The following is a 17,462-nucleotide window of genomic DNA, read 5'->3' on the forward strand; positions in this document are numbered from 1 at the left end:
GTCGAAAGGTTGAGGTTTTCATGGCTGACGTTGCATTGCGGAAGGTCGTCAAGCGTTACGATGATGTCGAAGCCGTGCGCGGCATCGACCTCGATATCGCCGATCATGAGTTCATCGTGCTGGTCGGCCCCTCCGGCTGCGGCAAGTCGACGACGCTGCGCATGATCGCAGGGCTCGAGGACATCAGCGACGGCGACATCATGATCGGCGGCGACGTCGTCAATGACGTGCCGCCGAAGGACCGCGACATCGCGATGGTGTTCCAGAACTACGCGCTCTACCCGCACATGACGGTCGCCGAGAACATGTCGTTCGGGCTGCGCCTGAAGCACTATCCCAAGGCCGAGATCAAGGCGCGGGTGACGGAGGCCGCCCGGCTCCTCGACATCACCGACCTGATCGACCGCAAGCCGAAGCAGCTCTCCGGCGGCCAGCGCCAGCGCGTGGCGATGGGCCGCGCCATCGTGCGCAATCCGAAGGTTTTCCTGTTCGACGAACCGCTGTCCAATCTCGACGCCAAGCTGCGCGTGCAGATGCGGATCGAGATCAAGAAGGTGCACCAGAAGGTGCGCACCACGACCGTCTACGTCACCCACGACCAGGTCGAGGCAATGACGCTGGCCGATCGCGTGGTGGTGATGAACAAGGGGCGCATCGAGCAGATCGGCACGCCGAACGAGCTCTACCACAAGCCGGCGACGCGCTTCGTCGCGGGCTTCATCGGCTCGCCGGCGATGAATTTCATTCCGTGCCGGCTGGAGGACGTCGGCGGCGCGCTCCAGATCCGCCTGACCGATCGCATCGCCTTTGTGATGCCGCCGGCCCGCGCCGCGCGCTACAACGCGCTGCCGCGTACCGACAGGTTGCTGCTCGGCATCCGGCCCGAGCACCTCACCGAGTCGCATGCGCATCTGGCACCGGGCGTCGAGACCTTCGACACCGTGCTCGACGTCACCGAGCCGATGGGGATGGAGACCCTGGTCTATTTCGGGCTCGAAGGCACGCCGGTCTGCGGCCGGGTCGATCCCAATGCCGGCGCCAAGGACGGGGCACCCATGCGTTTGGCGATGGACCTCAACAATATGCACCTGCTAAACGAAGACACCGGCGTCGTGCTGTGACGCCGGTCCAAGAAACGCGAGCAGGCGGGGAGCGATGGCGACCAACAAGAAGAAGATTTTCGTTACACAAACTTTGTCGCAAGGGGCCCGCGCCCTCCTCACCCAGCGAGACGATATCGAACTCGTCGAATTTCCGAACCTGATCTCGGCGAAGGATTTCGAGGCGCTGTTGAAGAGCCATGCCCCGGTCCATGGCGTGGCGTTAGGTGCCACCGCGTTCGGCGAGACCGAGCTCGAGGCCTCCAGGGACATGAAGGTCGTGACCCGCATCGGCGTCGGCTACGACGCCGTCGACGTGCCCGCCCTCTCCCGCCGCAAGGTGCCGCTGATGGTGGCCGGCAGCGCCAACTCGCCCTCGGTCGCGGAAGCGGCGGTGTTCATGATGCTGACGCTGGCAAAACGCGCCCAGGAGATGCATTCCTGCGTCAAGGACGGCAAATGGGCCGACCGGCTCGGCATGCTGCCGTTCGATCTCTACGGCAAGACCGTGCTGATCGTCGGCTTCGGCCGTATCGGCAGCCGCACCGCCAAGCGCTGCCTGGCGATGGAAATGAAGGTGCAGGTCTACGATCCCTACAAGCCCGCCGCCGATATCAAGGCGGCCGGGTGCGAGCCCGTCGCCGATCTCGACGCTGCGTTGCCCCATGCCGACTTCGTCACCATCCATTGCCCGAAAACACCGGAGACGGTCGGCCTGTTCGATGCTGACAGGATCGGCCGGATGAAGCCAAAGTCCTATCTCATCAACACCGCGCGCGGCGGCATCGTGAAGGAAGCGGCGTTGTACGACGCGCTCACGTCCGGAAAGCTCGCCGGCGCCGGCATCGACGTCTTCGAGGTGGAGCCGCCGCCGGTCAGCAATGCGCTGTTCGCGCTGCCCAACGTCATCATGGCGCCGCACGTCGCCGGCGTCACGGTCGAGGCGGTCCAGCGCATGAGCGAGCAGACCGCGCGCAACATCCTGAGTGTGCTGGACGGCGATCCCATCCGACAGAACATCATCAATCAGGATGTGCTGGGCTGAAAAACCGAAGGGCGGGCGGCGTGTCTGCCCGCCTTCGGAACGCCAGAAAGCGTCCCATTTTGGTGCAGATCGGGCCCCAACTCAGCCTTAATCAAACCCGCGTAATAAGTCCGGCCGCGGCGGCAGTGGGACAGACTTGCCGGCCGCGTCGAGCTGGAGGATGGACCTTGTCAGAAATCGACCCGACCGACCACGCGCTGGCGACCATCGCCAGCATCCTGGAGCACCCCGAGCCGGCTCTCGTCGTCCGCGACGCCGAGACGGAAGCCGCCGACGAGGATTCGGTCGCCAAGGAGCATCCTGCCGCCGCCGATGAGCATCTGGCCGCCGAGGAGCATCTGGCCGCCGAGGAGCATCCGGTAGTCGATGAGCAGCCGCTGGTGCCCGACCATACCGATGCCGACGGCTACAGCAAGGTCGGCCCCGGGCCGATGGTGGCGATCCGCCTGAAATGGACGGTCCATCGCGGCGACGACGGCCAGTATTACGTTCACGAGACCATCGGCGAGCAGTCGGCACCCGTGGTCAGCGGCCCCATGACGAGCGAGGCCGCCGTGCACTTCGTCGACGCACATGAGGACGAGGCGAACCGGCGTTTCGAGCTGCTGCGCAGCGAGATCGCCGGCCGCAGCTCGCTTGCCGAGTACGAGCGCAAGGGCGAAGCGTAAGAGCATCTCTGGCCGGATGTCTCCGTGCACCTCTCCCCGCTGGGGAGAGGTAAACACCAAGCCCCTACTTCCTACCCAAAAAGTCCTTCTTCGCGAGTTCGACGCCGGCGTGCCGCAACAGGTCGTAGGCCGTCGTGACGTGGAAGAAGAACTGCGGGACGCTGAACGTCAGCAGCAGCGTCCGCCCGGTGAAGGGCAGCTCGGTCCCGTTCTTCAGCCTGAAGAAGACATTCAGGTCGGCAGCCGCATCGATCTCGGCGCGCGGCAGGCTTTCGATGAATTCGATCGACGTCGCAATGCGCGCCTGGAGCCCGGCCATGTCGTGCTCCAGCACCGGCAGCACCACGGGCTCGCGGCTCGCCAGCAAGGCCGGGGCGACCGTGGCGTGGCGACAGGCCTCACCGACCTGCTGCGCCAGGTCGTACATGTTGGGCGCAAGGCGCATGCCGAGCAGGACCGCCGGATTGAACTTGCGGGTCTCGGCGTAGGCAACGCCCTTGTCGAGCAGCGCCGACAGGTTGCGCAAAGACGGCACGAAGAGGCCGACCGAGGCCTCGTACATCGATATCGTCACCCCAGGATTCCCTTCAATTTCTGTCTCGCCAACGACCGGCATCTGGACTAAATCCGCCTCTCGAGAGCACAATGACAGCTCACGCGGGGGTGGAAAAGAGATGTTCGTTCGAATCCTGGCCGTTCTGGCCGTAGCGTTGCTGGCAAACCTTTCGGCGCACGCGCAACAGGCTGCTCCCTCGCGCCTCGACGAGATCATCAAGCGCGGCACGCTGCGCGTCGGCATGACCGGCGACTACAAGCCGTTCACCTATCTGGACAAGGCCACCCAGCAGTTCAGCGGCTTCGACGTCGACATGGCGGAGGCGCTCGGCAAGTCGCTCGGCGTCAAGGTCGAATTCGTGCCGACGGCCTGGCCGAAGCTGATGAAGGATTTCGAGGCCGATCAGTTCGACATCGCGATGGGCGGCGTCTCGGTCACGCTCGACCGGCAGAAGAAGGGCATGTTCTCGATCCCGATCATGCGCGAGGGCAAGACGCCGATCGCCCGCTGCGCCGACGTCGGCAAGTACCAGACGCTTTCCGACATCGACAAGAAGGGCACCCGCGTCATCGTCAATCCCGGCGGCACCAACGAGCGCTTCGCGCGCGCCAACATCAAGGACGCCGAGATCACCGTCTTCCCCGACAACACCGTGATCTTCGACGAGATCGCCAAAGGCCATGCCGACTTGATGATGACGGACGCTTCCGAGACGCGTTACCAGCAGAAGCAGCATGCTGGCGTCTTGTGCGCGGTGCATCCTGAAAAACCGTTCGACTTTTCCGAGAAGGCCTATTGGCTCCAACGCGACATGGCGCTGAAGGCCTTCGTCGACCAATGGCTGCACATCTCCATGGAAGACGGCAGCTACCGGAAGATCTACGCCGCCTGGTTCGACTAGAGCATTTTCGAGCGAAGCGGGTATCGGCTCGCGTCGAGAAAACGCGTCGATACCAGAATCTGGAGCCCGTTCCGATTCCGTCGGAACGGAGCCCTTGACCCGCGTCCACCTGTCGCTGCTTCGGCCAAATTGTGGACGGGTTCCGGGCGCATTGAACCCGAACCTGCCGGAGCACGACTCATACGGACAACAGTGATCTGGATCACTTTTTGCGATCGAACCGGGGCGTAAGCGTCGGTCCGGGGACCTTCTGCTCAGGAGATGCGAAATGAGGAAGCTGTTGGCCACGGCCGCATTCCTTTTGGCGAGCACCGCCGCGCAAGCGCAATACACCTTCGAATATGGCGGGCGCACCATCCGCATCGATCCCGACCGCGGCACGGTGCAGATTCCCGGCGTCTACGACAACACCGGCCAGGGCAAGGCGAAGAAGGCCAAGAAGAACGAGACGAGCCCGGGCCAGCAGGCGCCGCAAGAGGCCAAGACCGATCCGCAAGCTCCCGCTGCTCCCGCGCCGGCCCCTGCTCCCGTTGCAGCACCTTCCGCAGCGGCACCTCCCGCGCCGCCACCGGCTCCGCCGCCGACCACCACCGCCAATACCGCACCAGCCGAAGATGCGCTGGTACCGCCGCCTCAACCGGCGCCAAGCGCTGCCCCAACCGCAGCCGCGGTCCCACCCGCACCGCCCGCCCCCCCTGCTCCGCCAGCTCCGACCGAAGCGGCCGCGCCCCCGGCACCACCTCCGCCGCCCGCGCCTGCCCCCGCCGCCCCCGTTCAGTCGGCCGCCGTCGCACCACCGGCTCCCGCGGCCGCACCGACGCGCGACCTCAACTCGCCGCTCGGTATCTGGCTCACCGAGGAGAAGGAAGGCAAGGTCCGCATCGAGCAATGCGGCAACAACCTCTGTGGCTATTCGGTCGACAACAAGTCGAACCAGAACGGCGAGCAGGTCCTGATCAACATGAAGCCCGGCAAGGACCAGAAATGGTCCGGCCGCATCCTCGATCCCAACACCGGCTCGACCTACGACTCGACGATCGCCATGAAGGGCACAGACCGTCTGCGCGTGCAGGGCTGCGCCTTCGGCGGCATGTTCTGCGGCGGCCAGACCTGGACGCGGGTGAACTGAGTTCGGCTTCGACGCTTCCGACGCAGGCAAGGGGCCCGTGATCCGGGCCCCTTTGCTTTTGCCTGCGATGCCACTGCAAGGTGCGCTCGTTCACAGAGCCTGTAGCGGGCGTGACAGCCCTCACATCGCCGGTTCCGCAACCCGTGCCACGATCCCCGCAGGTCAACCCAAGGGGCATGTCATGAACGGAATTCGCAAAGGTCTCTTCGCAGCCATTGTCGCCATCGCCGTCCCGCTCACGCCGGCAGGCGCAGCGACAAACACCTTCGACGGCGCCTGGAATGTCCGTATCTCATCGTCGAGCGAAACCTGCGGTAACGGCTCGACCGTCGCGATCGGTATCAGCAACGGTCAGATCGCCTCGAGCAGCGCCGCGGTGACGGCGTCGGGCCGCGTCGCCGACGCCGGCAGCATCAATGTCACCTTGAGCACCGGCATCAAGCGCGCGGTCGGCTTCGGCCGGCTGAGCGGCACATCCGGCTCCGGCACCTGGCGCGGCGCTTTGTGCACGGGCACGTGGACGGCGGAGCGGATGTGAACTCTGGGCCCGGGAGGCGACGCATCGCCATGGGGCGATGCGTCTTGTCCGGGGCACGAGGGACTACCCGAGCGCCGCGCCGTACTCGGCGTCGGTGACCGGCTCCAGCCAGGTCGAGTAGACGCCGTCGAGCGCTTCCTGCATGGCGATGTGGCACATGCCATTGGTCGGAGATGCGCCGTGCCAGTGCAGCTCGCCTGGCGGAATCCAGACGGTGTCGCCGGGACGGATCTCCCTGACAGGGCCGCCTTTGGTCTGAACGCGCCCGACGCCTGAGATGACGTAGAGCGTCTGCCCGAGCGGATGGTGGTGCCAGTTGGTGCGCGCACCGGGCTCGAACGCAACGCGCGAGCAGTTCAGCCGTGCCGGCGCGGGCGCCATGATCACGGGGTCCTGCCACACGGTGCCGGTGAAGTTTTCCTTGGGCGCGCGGCGGGTCGGCCGCGTGCCTGCGACGGTGATCTCCATGGGGTAACCTCGCTTGCTGTCTTGTTACTTCTTGCTGGCGGCGTAGCGCGCCTTGGTCTCGGCGTTCATGGGATAGAGACCCGGCAAGACCGCGCCGTTGTTCACCTCGTTGACGATCCAGGCTTCCATGCGTTCCTGCTCGACGCCCTCGTTGAGCACGTGCTCGAGCATCGCCTGCGGGATCAGCACGCAGCCGTCCTGGTCGGCGACGACGATGTCGTTCGGGAACACCGCGACGCCGCCGCAGCCGATCGGCTCACCCCAGCCGACGAAGGTCAGGCCCGCGACCGACGGCGGCGCGGCATAGCCGTCGCACCACACCGGCAGATTGGTGCCGAGCACGCCCTCGACGTCACGCACCACACCGTCGGTGACGAGCGCGGTGACGCCGCGCTTCATCATGCGCGCGCAGAGGATGTCGCCGAAGATGCCGGCATCGGTGATGCCCATGGCATCGACCACGGCGATGCAGCCCTCCGGCATCGCCTCGATCGCGGTGCGGGTCGAGATCGGCGACGACCAGGATTCCGGCGTCGCCAGGTCCTCGCGCGCCGGCACGAAGCGCAGCGTGAAGGCAGGTCCCACCAGCCGCGGCAGGCCCGGGCGCAGCGGACGCGCGCCGCGCATCCACACATTGCGCAGGCCCTTCTTCAGCAGGACCGTGGTGATGGTGGCAGTGGTGATGCCGGCGAGGGTCTTGCGGGCTTCGGGGGACAGCGACATGGAAACAGACGAGCTCCGGATGGGCGGGAAAAGAACGCGCGCATCTTGCGAGCCGGGCGCTTTCCGTCAAGGGCCAAAGACCTGACAAGAACGCAGGGCCGCAGGGCGGTTATGCGACGCGATAACAAGGCTTTATCGCGGACCCCTGCATTAATTTATTGGACTTGCGGGCGCATTTACGCGAAGCAGGGAGCAGCGGAACTCAAGGCTGAGCCCGCGTTTCCCGAGAAGCCCGATTTCGACAGCGCTTTGACAGCTCAATGGCCGCGACGCTTCCCCCGCCCCGTCTTCTGCCCAGTGGCGACAGCGCCGTCACGGTCGAGTTCAGCCGCACCATCGACGAGGACGCCAACCAGCGCGTGCTGGCACTCGACAAGGCGCTCGCAGCAAACCCCATCGACGGCATCACCGAAACCGTGCCGACCTATCGCTCGCTGCTGGTGCATTACGATCCCGGCACGATCGGCTTCGACACACTCGGCGAAAAGCTTCTCCCGATTGCCACCCAGCCGCTGCCGCCGGTCACCAAGGCGCGGCGCTGGCGCATCCCCGTCGCCTATGGCGGCGAGCATGGCATCGACCTCGAGGATGTCGCCAAGGCACTGAACACCACGCCCGACGACATCGTCGCCCGGCACGTGGCCGGCGACTACAAGGTTGCCATGATCGGATTCACGCCGGGCTGGTCCTATCTCAGCGGCCTGGACAAATCCCTGCATATGTCACGGCGTCAGAATCCGCGGTTGCTGACCCCCGCCGGCACGATCTCGATCGGCGGCATCCAGGCTGGCATTCAGTGCCTGGCCGCCCCGAGCGGCTGGCACCTGCTCGGCCGCACCCCCGTGCGGACCTATCAGCTCCACCGCAATCCGACCTTCCTCACCGAACCCGGTGATCGCGTGACGTTTTTCGCCATCGACCACAAGACGTTCGAGGAACAGGACCGCGCCGCCGAGGCCGGTGAGATCATCGCCGAGCAGGTGACGGCATGAGCCGGCTCGTCGTCGCCAGCATCGGCCCCGCGAGCTCCGTCCAGGATGGCGGGCGTCACGGCGCGCAGCGCTACGGCTTGACGGTGAGCGGGGCGATGGACCGCCTGTCGCTCGCGGCCGCGAACACGCTGGTCGGCAACGAGGCGTTGGCGGCCGCTGTCGAGATCGGCCCGTTCGGGGCCACCTTCACCGCCCGTGACGGCGCCGTGCGCGTGGCGATGTCAGGCGGGCCGCGCAATGCCGACGTCGCGGGGCGACCGCTCGCCATGGACACGTCGGTGACGCTGAAGGACGGCGAGACGCTGACGCTGGGCTTTGCCCGCGGCGGCGCGTTCACTTATCTGGCCATCGAAGGCGGCATCAAGGGCGAGCCGGTGTTCGGCAGCCTCGCGGTCAATGCCCGCGCCGGCCTCGGCAGCCCCTACCCGCGCCCGCTCCAGGCCGGCGACGAATTCACAGTCGATGCCGCAAGCGGGGCACCGGAGCTGCGCATCGAACTACCGAAACCTGCCGCAGGCCCGATCCGCGTCGTGCTTGGCCCGCAGGACGACGAGTTCGACGACGCCAACAAGGCGCTGTTCCTGAACAGCGAGTGGAAGATCTCGGCGACGTCGGATCGCATGGGCTACCGGCTCGAAGGCCCCGCCATCAAGCATCTGCACGGCCACAACATCGTCTCCGACGGCACCGTCAACGGCAGCATCCAGGTGCCCGGCAACGGTTCGCCGATCGCGCTGATGATGGACCGCGGCACCTCCGGCGGCTACCCGAAGATCGCGACCGTGATCACGGCCGATGTCGGCCGCCTCGCGCAGACCTCGGCGGGAACGGCGTTCCGCTTCAAGGCCGTCGGCATGGCCGAGGCGCAGGACGAGGCGCGCAAATTCGCGCAACTGATCCGGACCCTGCCCGACCGGTTGCGCTCGTCCGACACCGTCGAGCTCAACATCGAGGCGCTCAGCGATGCCAACGTTGCCGGCTATGCGGTGAGCGCCATGGACGCCGGAACCTGGCAGGTCACGGCGGAGCCGTAACGACAGGACGACCAGAGGCGGAGAGCAGCCATGAAGACGATCGATCTCAATTGCGACCTCGGCGAAGGTTTTGGCGCGTGGGAAATGGGCAACGACGCCGCGATGATTGACCTCGCAAGCTCCGTCAACGTCGCCTGCGGCTTTCATGCCGGCGATCCCGACATCATGCGCCGGACGGTCGAACTGGCGAAGGCGCGCGGCGTCTCGGTCGGCGCCCATCCCGGCTATCGCGACCTGCACGGCTTCGGCCGCCATCCGATCGCGGGCCTGAGGGCTTCCGAGATCGAGAACCTCGTCGCCTACCAGATTGGCGCGCTGCAGGCGATCGCCACCGCGGCCGGGCACAAGGTCACGCATGTGAAGGCGCATGGCGCGCTCTCCAACGTCGCCTGCGAGGACGACATGACGGCGAACGCGATCGCCGCCGGCATCAAGGCGGTCGACCCCGGCCTGATCTTCGTCGTGCTCGCCAATTCGAAGCTGGTGAAGGCCGGCGAAGCCGCCAATTTGCCGATGGTGCACGAGGTGTTCGCCGACCGCGCCTATGAGGACGACGGCAACCTCGTCTCGCGCAAGAAGCCCGGCGCAGTGCTGCACGATGCCAAGGCGATCGCCGACCGCGTGGTGCGGATGGTGCAGGACGGTGCGGTGGTCTCGGTGACCGGCAAGGTCATCAAGATGCGCACCGACACGGTGTGCATCCATGGCGATACGCACGGTGCTGTCGAGATCGCGCGCACGCTGCGTCAGGCATTGAAGGATGCGGGGATCGAAGTCGCGCCGTTCAAGCGCGGGGCGTGAGGTACAGGTCCCGTACGGTGGGCAAAGCGAAGCGTGCCCACCACGTCGATCTCATGTGTTGAAGGATGGTGGGCACGACGCGCGAAGAGTGCGTCTTTGCCCACCCTACGAGAGCTGTGAAGCTCTCTAGAACGGATGCACCGAGAGCGTCCCGAACACGATCGCGGCGATGACCGCGAAGGCGCTGTAGAGCCCAACATGGTGCAGGCTCGCCCCGGTCCGACGCGAGAGCGAGCGCGCGTAGAAGTGCAGCCTGGCTTCCGCCGATAGTTCGCGCATGGTCGATCTCCAACGCCCCATTTGCGGGAGTATGAAGGATCAACCCTGGCGGGAGGCAAGATGGGCGCGGAAATAGCGATGGGGGTTCTCTGAAAGCGCCCTGTCGCAGGTGCAAATTCTCTTCACCCGGGGGTTCCGAGAATCTTATTCGTTAAGATCCGAGCCAGTTGGAACCGGCCCGGATGACGCTGGGACGACAGCCTGACTCAGGGCCCTGGACCCGGTCCAACTAAAACGTCGAAAACAACCCCATGCACAGTAGGCGATGATCGCCGGCACGTTGCGCCGCGCCGGCGATTCATCGAGGCCTCACAGCGCCTTAGTAAACGTCAGCCTGGAAGCGACCCGTCTTCTTCAGCTCGGCGACGAAACTGACCGCTTCATCGGTCGAGCGCGCCCCGAACTGGGCGACGATGTCGACCAGCGCACGTTCGACGTCCTTGGCCATCCGCTTGGCATCGCCGCAGATGTAGAGATGCGCGCCCTCGGCGAGCCAGGTCCACAATTCGCGGCCGACCTCGCGCATGCGGTCCTGCACGTAGAACTTCTTCTCGCCGTCGCGCGACCAGGCCAGCGACAAACGCGTCAGTTGACCCGACGTCTTCATCGCATTGAGCTCGTCCTGGTAGAAGAAGTCGCAATCGCTGCGCTGATGGCCGAAGAACAGCCAGTTCTTGCCGGGCGCGCCGGTCGCCTTGCGGTCGAGCAGAAAGGCGCGGAACGGCGCGATGCCGGTGCCGGGGCCGATCATGATGATCGGAGTCTTCGGATCCTGCGGCAGGCCGAAATTGTGCGCCTTCTGCACATAGACCTTGAGCTTCTCGCCGTCATTGATGCGCTCGCCGAGGAAGGTCGAGGCAACGCCGATGCGCTTGCGCTTGCCGATGACGTAGCGAACGGAATCGACCGTCAGCGACAGTTTTCCCGGTGTCGCATTGTGCGAGGACGAGATCGAATAGAGCCGCGGCTGGAGCGGCTCCAGCGCCTCGACAAAGGCTTCGGGATGCGGACGCGTGCCCGAAAACTTCTGGAGCGCCGCCATCACGTCGAGGGTGGCGGCATCGCCATCGGGATCCTCGCCCTGCGCCAGCGCCCGCGCCTTCTCGCGCGCCGCACCGCCGGTGATGAAGGAGATCAGCTCGAACAGCGAGTCGGGCGCCGGCGACAGCGAGACGTCGTCGATCAGCACCTCGCGCAGCGTCTTGCCGTTCACCTTGGTGGTGTGGGAGGCGCCGAGCAGCGCGATGATCTGGTCGACGAGGCCGACATCGTTGCGCGCGAACACGCCGAAGGAATCGCCGACCACGTAGTCGAGCTTGCTCGCCGAGAGATCGAACTCGACGTGGTAGGTCTCCTTCTCCGACTTCCCCTTGTTGAGAAGGCGCCGCGACAGGAATGTCGCCTCGGCCGGGCTGTCGCGCGAACGGCCCGGCTCTGCGATCGTGACGGTCACGGCAGGAGCTGCCACCGCACCCGCCTTGTCGGGCGCTTTTGCCGCCGGCGCCTTGTCCAGCTCCTCGTACAGCGACTTCAGCATCCGCGCGGTTTCCTTGCCGCCGGGAACGCAGAGATTGAGCCGCGCTTCGCTTTTACCCGCAATGGCCTCCGAATAGTCGTTGCAATTGTAGCCGCACTGGCCGCAATCCTGCTGCGCCATCGCCGCCATCATCTTGCGGCGCACGGGGCGGCCTTCGGCGAGCTTCATCCGATCGGCAATCGGCATGGTCTGGTCGTGCCAGGGGGCTTCGCCATCATCACCGTCTCCGGCCTGCATGACAGCGGCGCCCTGCTCCGCCGACAAGGGCGTCGCCACATCAGGCGACAGCAGCCCGGCAAAGAAGCCGTTCAGCCAGGAGCGCTGCGCGTCGGAGAACGGCGCGCTGGCGGGAATGATGTCGAGTTTCGGCGGAGGCGTGATCTGGTTCATGCGGACACCTGTGCATCGGCAAGCTTGCGCAGCGTTTCGCAGTCATGGCGGCGCGCAAAGGACAGGAAGGTTTCATCGGCAGACGAACGATGGGCGATGTAGGCCTTGAGCAGCGCTTCGACCGTCTTCGGCGCGTCCTCGGCCTTGAGGTCGTGGTAGACCTCCTGCCCGACGTCGGCGTCGGGCCCGAACCCGCCGCCGGTGAAGAGGTGATAACCCTCGACCGTGTCTTCCTCATTGATCGGAACGCGCGCCCCGATCAGTCCGATGTCGCTGATGTAATGCTGCGCGCAGGAATGGTGACAGCCGGTGACGTGGATGTTGACCGGCTTGTCCATGTCGACGCGCGGCTCGCACCAGTCGCCGATCTCGGCGGCATGGCGCTTGGTGTTGGAAGCCGCGAAGCGGCAGCCGGCATTGCCGGTGCAGGCGATCAGGCCGGCGCGGATATGCGAGGCCTCGACCGCGAGCCCGATCTGCTTGATTGCCGCAATGGCGAGCTCGACATTCTCGTCGCGCACGCCCGGGATCAGCAGGTTCTGCCAGACCGTCAGGCGGATCTCGCCGTCTCCGAGGTCCTGGGCGACTTTGGCGAGGCCCCGCATCTGGTCGCAGGTGAGCTTGCCGAGCGGCAGCGACACGCCGATCCAGTTGAGGCCGTCCTGCTTCTGCTTGTGCACGCCGATATGGGCCATGCGGTCCGACGCGGGCCGCGGCGCGAACGCCTCTTCCGGCACGCGCGTGAACGGCGTCTTCAGCCGTTCCTCGACGAGCTTGAGGAAGCCGTCATGGCCCATCGCGTCGAGCACGTATTTCAGCCGCGCCTTGTTGCGGTTGGTGCGATCGCCGTGCTCGATGAAGACGCGCACGATGGCGTCGGCGACGGCGGTCGCCTGCTCCGGCTTGACGATGATGCCGGTGTATTTTGCAAAGTCCTTGTGGCCGGTGATGCCGCCAAGCCCGAGGCGGAACCAGACCCCGGGCTCGACGCCGAAACCGTCCTTCACCTCATACGCCGTGAACGCGATGTCGTTGGTCTCCTCCAGCACCGCGATCCTGCCGGCGCCGTCGAAAGCGACGTTGAACTTGCGTGGCAGGCCGTAGAGCGAGCGGTCGTTGAGGATGTGGTAATGCCACTCGCGCGCATAGGGCCGGGTGTCGATCAGCTCCTGCGGATCGATGCCGGCGGTCGGCGTGCCCGTCACGTTGCGGATGTTGTCGGCGCCGGAGCCGCGCGAGCACAGGCCGAGATCCTGGATGCCCTCGATCAGCTTGATCGCATTCTTCGGTGGAATCTCGCGAAGCTGGAGGTTGGCGCGCGTGGTGGCGTGGCTGTAGGGACCGCAGAGATCGTCGGCGAGATCGGCAAGGCCCGACAGCTGCCAGTGCTTCATGATGCCGTTCGGGATGCGCAGCCGGCACATGTAGGAGTCCTGCGTCGGCGCGACGTAGAAGATGCCGTAATAGCGCCAGCGGAAATTATCCGCCGGGCTCGGCGGTGCGTTGTCGAGCGCCTGCTGGCGAAGGCGCGGATAGGCATCGAAGGGATGCTCGTCGCGCTTGAATTTTTCCTGGTCGGCGAGCTTCTTGCCTGCCGCGATGACCTTGTCCTGCGCCTTGATATGCACGGCGTCAGGACCAACAGGCTCGGCATTCGCCTTGCCGGCGCCACCACCGAGGCCGCGACCGACGCGACTGATCTGCAAACCGGTCGTGAAGCCTTCGAGATAGCGTTTCTGCTCGTCGGTAAAATCGACGGAGACTGTTTCGAGTTTCATGGGCGGTAACGAAGCTCCTGCGGCCACCTCAGTGGGATCGACGGAATGAGTACGACCCGCGAGAAACCCAGCTGGCCCAAGGCCTGCCTTGCTTCCCGACGGTCCAATCAGCTTCGTTGCTGTGGGACTTGGCTCAGCAGGCGTCTGTGACAAGCTGGCCGCACTGCAACATACAAGTTGCGTGCCAGCTTCAATGAAATGAAAACTGCTGTAATTTCAAATGAATAGAAATGTTCCGGGAGATCCCGGCCGGGGAACTCTCATGAAATTCGAGCAGCCAGCTCAAAATTTAGCCGAGGATCCCGAGCGCTCAAAAACGGTGCAGGCTCGAATCAGGCCTTCCAACGTCCGACCTCGAAGGCCTCCAGATGCCCCCTGATATTGTCGGGATCGAAGGCGGGGCCGGCGAATGCCCCGAATGCCGCGGGGGCCTCGGCGGGCGGCTGGCGACCGAGGGCGGCATCGTAGAGATCGGGCCTGAACACGGCCATCGCCGTCTTGACGCCGTCGGGCGTCAGCGCGGTCTGCCCCCAGCGCACCATCTGCGCGTAGAGCCAGGCGGCCTGGACCGGATCCGGGCGCCCTGCTCCTTCGCGTCCGACCAGCAGGTAGCGGCCGCTTTCGCGGAAGGTGCCGTCCGGGGAGATCTTCAGGCGCCCGCTGAGCGTGCGCTGGATGACCTCGGCATCGACCCCGATCCGCTCCGGCTGCGCCAGGATGCGCGCGGCCTCGATGCGGTTCTCCGGATGCTCGATGAACTCGGCGGCCTTCACGGCCGCGCGCACCAGGCTGGCGACCACGTCGGGATTCTTGTCGGCCCAGGTCTGGCGAACCGCCAGCACCTTTTCCGCCGCGCGCACGAGGATGTCGGAAACGAAATGCAGGATGTGGCCAATGCCAAGATCGACCGCGACCGAATTCCAGGGCGCGCCGACGCAGAACGCATCGACATGGCCATTGGCGAGGCTGTCCACCATGTAGGGCGGCGGCAGCACCACGAGGCGCACGTCCTCGTCCGGATCGACGCCGGCCGCCGCCATCCAGAACCGCAGCTGATAATTGTGGGTCGAGAACGGAAAGGTCATGCCGAAGGTCAAGGGATCGGCGCCGGCCTTGCGCCGCCTGGCGACCACTTTCGCCAGCGCTTTCGCCGTGACAAGCGGATCGAAACGGTCGCCGTCGATCTCCTCCATCAGCGCGGCATGGAGTGCCGGCGAGACCGTGATCGCGTTGCCGTTGATGCCGAGGTTGAAGGGCGCCGCGATCGGCACCTTGACGTGGCCGAGCCCGAGCGAGGACGCAATCGCGACGGGCGCCAGCAGATGCGCGGCGTCGAACAGGCCGATATTGAGCTTGTCGCGGACGTTGGACCAGGAGACCTCGCGCACCAGCTCGACCTCGAGGCCTTCGGCGGCGATGAAGCCCTTGTCGACGGCGACGATCAGCGCGGCGGCGTCGACCAGCGGGATGAATCCGATGCGGAGCGGTCCAGTCATTTCAGCATCTCCGACGCGGTGATGATCGACTGGGCGATCTCGCCGATTTTCTTCTTCTCGCGCATCGCGGTGGAGCGCAGCAGCACATAGGCCTCGTCCTCGGTGAGGCCCTTCACCTTCATCAGGATGCCCTTGGCGCGTTCGATGATCTTGCGGTCCTCGAGCTGCGACTTGGTGCGCTCCAGCTCCTCCTGGAGTTTTGCGAAGGCGTTGAAGCGGGACACGCAGAGGTCGAGGATCGGCTTGATGCGTTCCTTCTTCAGCCCGTCGACGATATAGGCGGACACTCCTGCTTCCACGGACGCCTGGATCGAGGATGAATCGCTCTGGTCGACGAACATCGCGATCGGCCGGCGTACGGCGCGGCTGACCTGGAACATCGCCTCCAGCACGTCGCGGCTGGGGTTCTCCAGGTCGATCAGGATGATATCGGGGTCGACCGCATAAATACGGGCGAGCAGGCTCTGCATTTCGCTGATATGGACGATCTGCGTGAATCCGGCCTCCCGCAACCCCTCCTCGAGGATCGCGGCCCGGATCGGGCTTTCGTCGACGATCACGATTTTGGGCGACTGTTCGGCGCTCATAGCTCACTCACGGCAGGCGATTCATCCATAGCATGCCGGAGGGCGATGCAAAGGGTTGTAATTATGGGCAATTGGGACTAGCTCAGGCGCGTCAATCAGGCAGATTTGGATATGGATCAGACGGCTGCGCCCAAGGTCAGCTTCGTGTCGCTCGGATGTCCCAAGGCATTGGTGGATTCCGAGCGCATCATCACGCGCCTGCGCGCCGAGGGCTACGAGCTCGCCCGCAAGCATGACGGGGCCGACATCGTCATCGTTAACACTTGCGGCTTCCTCGACAGCGCCAAGCAGGAGTCGCTCTCGGCGATCGGCGAGGCCATGGCCGAGAACGGCAAGGTGATCGTGACCGGCTGCATGGGCGCGGAACCCGAGCAGATCGAGCAGGCCTATCCCGGCGTGCTCTCCATCACCGGCCCGCAGCAATATGAGAGCGTGCTGGACGCGGTGCACCGCGCCCTGCCGCCGGCCCACAATCCGCATCTCGATCTGGTGCCGCCGCAGGGCATCAAGCTGACGCCGCGGCACTACGCTTACTTGAAGATCTCCGAGGGCTGCAACAACCGCTGCACTTTCTGCATCATTCCGAAGCTGCGCGGCGACCTCGTCTCGCGCCCGGCCAACGACGTGCTGCGCGAGGCCGAGCGCCTGGTCGGCGCCGGCGTCAAGGAACTGCTGGTGATCTCGCAGGACACCTCGGCCTATGGCGTCGATCTGAAATATGCCGAGAGCCCGTGGAAGGACCGCCAGGTCCGCGCCAGATTCCTCGACCTCGCGCGCGAGCTCGGCGAGTTAGGCGCCTGGGTCCGGCTGCAATATGTCTACCCCTACCCGCATGTCGACGAGGTCATCGCGCTGATGAACGAGGGCAAGGTGCTGCCCTATCTCGACATCCCGTTCCAGCATGCGAGCCCCGAGGTGCTGAAGGCGATGAAGCGCCCGGCGGCACAGGACAAGACGCTGGCGCGGATCAAACGCTGGCGCGAGGAATGTCCCGATCTCGCTCTGCGCTCGACCTTCATCGTCGGCTTCCCCGGCGAGACCGATGCCGACTTCGCCTATCTGCTCGACTGGCTCGATGAAGCCGAGATCGACCGCCTCGGCTGCTTCAAATACGAGCCGGTTGCGGGCGCCACCTCGAATGCGATCGAAAATCCGGTGCCGGAAGAGATCAAGCAGGAGCGCTACAACGCGCTGATGGCCCGCCAGCAGAAGATCTCCGCGCGCAGGCTGAAGCGCAAGGTCGGCACGCGCCAGCAGATCATCATCGATGAGGTCGGCCCGACCGTGGCCAAGGGCCGCTCAAAGGCGGACGCGCCGGAGATCGACGGTGCGGTCTATCTGACGAGCCGCCGCCCGTTGCGCGTCGGCGAGATCGTCACCGCGAAGATCGAGCGCGCGGACCAGTACGATCTGCACGGCACCGTCGCGGGGTTCTGAGGC

Annotated in this window: 18 protein-coding genes; 10 read left to right on the forward strand and 8 right to left on the reverse strand. The window is 65.4% G+C overall.

The window, feature by feature from the left end:
- Positions 1 to 20 precede the first annotated feature (20 nt).
- From AC1RUR_RS31250 to AC1RUR_RS31260, 3 genes are all read left to right on the forward strand, one after another.
- Positions 21 to 1,121 carry an ABC transporter ATP-binding protein gene (locus AC1RUR_RS31250; protein ID WP_492851230.1) on the forward strand — a complete coding sequence of 367 codons (1,101 nt, stop codon included), beginning with the start codon at positions 21 to 23 and terminating at the stop codon, positions 1,119 to 1,121.
- Between the two features lie 34 nt (positions 1,122 to 1,155).
- The gene (locus AC1RUR_RS31255) at positions 1,156 to 2,145 is read left to right on the forward strand and encodes a hydroxyacid dehydrogenase (RefSeq protein WP_492851232.1); all 990 of its coding nucleotides are present in this window, start codon (positions 1,156 to 1,158) and stop codon (positions 2,143 to 2,145) included.
- A gap of 167 nt (positions 2,146 to 2,312) precedes the next feature.
- The gene (locus AC1RUR_RS31260; protein WP_492851234.1) at positions 2,313 to 2,813 is read left to right on the forward strand and encodes a hypothetical protein; all 501 of its coding nucleotides are present in this window, start codon (positions 2,313 to 2,315) and stop codon (positions 2,811 to 2,813) included.
- A gap of 64 nt (positions 2,814 to 2,877) precedes the next feature.
- On the opposite strand, the gene AC1RUR_RS31265 is transcribed toward AC1RUR_RS31260, so the two are convergent.
- Positions 2,878 to 3,375 (reverse strand): DUF1993 domain-containing protein, encoded by a 498-nt coding sequence (locus AC1RUR_RS31265; protein ID WP_492851358.1) that lies wholly within the window; start codon positions 3,373 to 3,375, stop codon positions 2,878 to 2,880.
- Between the two features lie 112 nt (positions 3,376 to 3,487).
- Between AC1RUR_RS31265 and AC1RUR_RS31270 the strand changes: the two genes are divergently transcribed.
- The 3 genes from AC1RUR_RS31270 (at position 3,488) to AC1RUR_RS31280 (ending at position 5,937) form a co-directional block, all read left to right on the forward strand.
- Complete coding sequence (locus AC1RUR_RS31270; RefSeq protein WP_492851236.1) at positions 3,488 to 4,270, forward strand: transporter substrate-binding domain-containing protein; 783 nt, start codon at positions 3,488 to 3,490, stop codon at positions 4,268 to 4,270.
- A gap of 268 nt (positions 4,271 to 4,538) precedes the next feature.
- On the forward strand, positions 4,539 to 5,399 hold the full coding sequence (locus AC1RUR_RS31275; protein ID WP_492851238.1) for a DUF2147 domain-containing protein: 861 nt from the start codon (positions 4,539 to 4,541) through the stop codon (positions 5,397 to 5,399).
- 181 nt (positions 5,400 to 5,580) lie between these two features.
- Positions 5,581 to 5,937, forward strand: coding sequence for a hypothetical protein (locus AC1RUR_RS31280; protein WP_492851240.1), 357 nt, complete (start codon positions 5,581 to 5,583; stop codon positions 5,935 to 5,937).
- A gap of 63 nt (positions 5,938 to 6,000) precedes the next feature.
- Here the strand turns inward: AC1RUR_RS31280 and AC1RUR_RS31285 are convergent, their stop codons facing one another.
- Together AC1RUR_RS31285 and AC1RUR_RS31290 are read right to left on the reverse strand one after the other, a co-directional pair.
- A complete protein-coding gene (locus AC1RUR_RS31285; RefSeq protein ID WP_028144578.1) occupies positions 6,001 to 6,405 on the reverse strand; it encodes a (R)-mandelonitrile lyase in 405 nt (134 codons plus the stop codon).
- 24 nt (positions 6,406 to 6,429) lie between these two features.
- Positions 6,430 to 7,128, reverse strand: a complete 699-nt coding sequence (locus AC1RUR_RS31290) for a ribonuclease activity regulator RraA (protein ID WP_027536148.1) — start codon at positions 7,126 to 7,128, stop codon at positions 6,430 to 6,432.
- Positions 7,129 to 7,388: 260 nt separating this feature from the next.
- Here AC1RUR_RS31290 and pxpB point away from each other — a divergent pair, with 260 nt between their 5' ends.
- From pxpB to AC1RUR_RS31305, 3 genes are read left to right on the forward strand one after another with little or no spacing between them, the layout of a single operon-like run.
- Positions 7,389 to 8,120 carry a 5-oxoprolinase subunit PxpB gene (gene pxpB, locus AC1RUR_RS31295; protein WP_492851243.1) on the forward strand — a complete coding sequence of 244 codons (732 nt, stop codon included), beginning with the start codon at positions 7,389 to 7,391 and terminating at the stop codon, positions 8,118 to 8,120.
- Entirely contained in the window at positions 8,117 to 9,154 is a 1,038-nt protein-coding gene (locus tag AC1RUR_RS31300) for a 5-oxoprolinase subunit C family protein (RefSeq protein ID WP_492851245.1), read from the forward strand. The genes pxpB and AC1RUR_RS31300 overlap by 4 nt, the downstream gene beginning before the upstream one ends.
- A 30-nt stretch (positions 9,155 to 9,184) precedes the next feature.
- The gene (locus tag AC1RUR_RS31305; RefSeq protein WP_492851247.1) at positions 9,185 to 9,955 is read left to right on the forward strand and encodes a LamB/YcsF family protein; all 771 of its coding nucleotides are present in this window, start codon (positions 9,185 to 9,187) and stop codon (positions 9,953 to 9,955) included.
- Between the two features lie 126 nt (positions 9,956 to 10,081).
- Here the strand turns inward: AC1RUR_RS31305 and AC1RUR_RS31310 are convergent, their stop codons facing one another.
- The 5 genes from AC1RUR_RS31310 to AC1RUR_RS31330 all read right to left on the reverse strand — a co-directional run bounded on the left by AC1RUR_RS31310 (position 10,082) and on the right by AC1RUR_RS31330 (position 16,022).
- Entirely contained in the window at positions 10,082 to 10,234 is a 153-nt protein-coding gene (locus tag AC1RUR_RS31310) for a hypothetical protein (RefSeq protein ID WP_492851249.1), read from the reverse strand.
- A 319-nt stretch (positions 10,235 to 10,553) separates the two neighbouring features.
- Entirely contained in the window at positions 10,554 to 12,161 is a 1,608-nt protein-coding gene (locus AC1RUR_RS31315; protein WP_492851251.1) for a sulfite reductase subunit alpha, read from the reverse strand.
- Complete coding sequence (locus AC1RUR_RS31320) at positions 12,158 to 13,939, reverse strand: NirA family protein (protein WP_492851253.1); 1,782 nt, start codon at positions 13,937 to 13,939, stop codon at positions 12,158 to 12,160. Before AC1RUR_RS31320 ends, AC1RUR_RS31315 begins: the two co-directional genes overlap by 4 nt.
- Positions 13,940 to 14,271: 332 nt before the next feature.
- On the reverse strand, positions 14,272 to 15,435 hold the full coding sequence (locus AC1RUR_RS31325) for a CmpA/NrtA family ABC transporter substrate-binding protein (RefSeq protein WP_492851255.1): 1,164 nt from the start codon (positions 15,433 to 15,435) through the stop codon (positions 14,272 to 14,274).
- A complete protein-coding gene (locus AC1RUR_RS31330) occupies positions 15,432 to 16,022 on the reverse strand; it encodes an ANTAR domain-containing response regulator (protein WP_492851257.1) in 591 nt (196 codons plus the stop codon). The genes AC1RUR_RS31325 and AC1RUR_RS31330 overlap by 4 nt, the downstream gene beginning before the upstream one ends.
- A gap of 111 nt (positions 16,023 to 16,133) precedes the next feature.
- On the opposite strand from AC1RUR_RS31330, the gene rimO reads away from it, so the two are divergent.
- Positions 16,134 to 17,459 carry a 30S ribosomal protein S12 methylthiotransferase RimO gene (rimO, locus tag AC1RUR_RS31335; RefSeq protein WP_492851259.1) on the forward strand — a complete coding sequence of 442 codons (1,326 nt, stop codon included), beginning with the start codon at positions 16,134 to 16,136 and terminating at the stop codon, positions 17,457 to 17,459.
- The last annotated feature ends 3 nt before the right edge of the window (positions 17,460 to 17,462 follow it).

The sequence above is a fragment of the Bradyrhizobium sp. GW821-FHT12B03 genome (assembly GCF_058807535.1).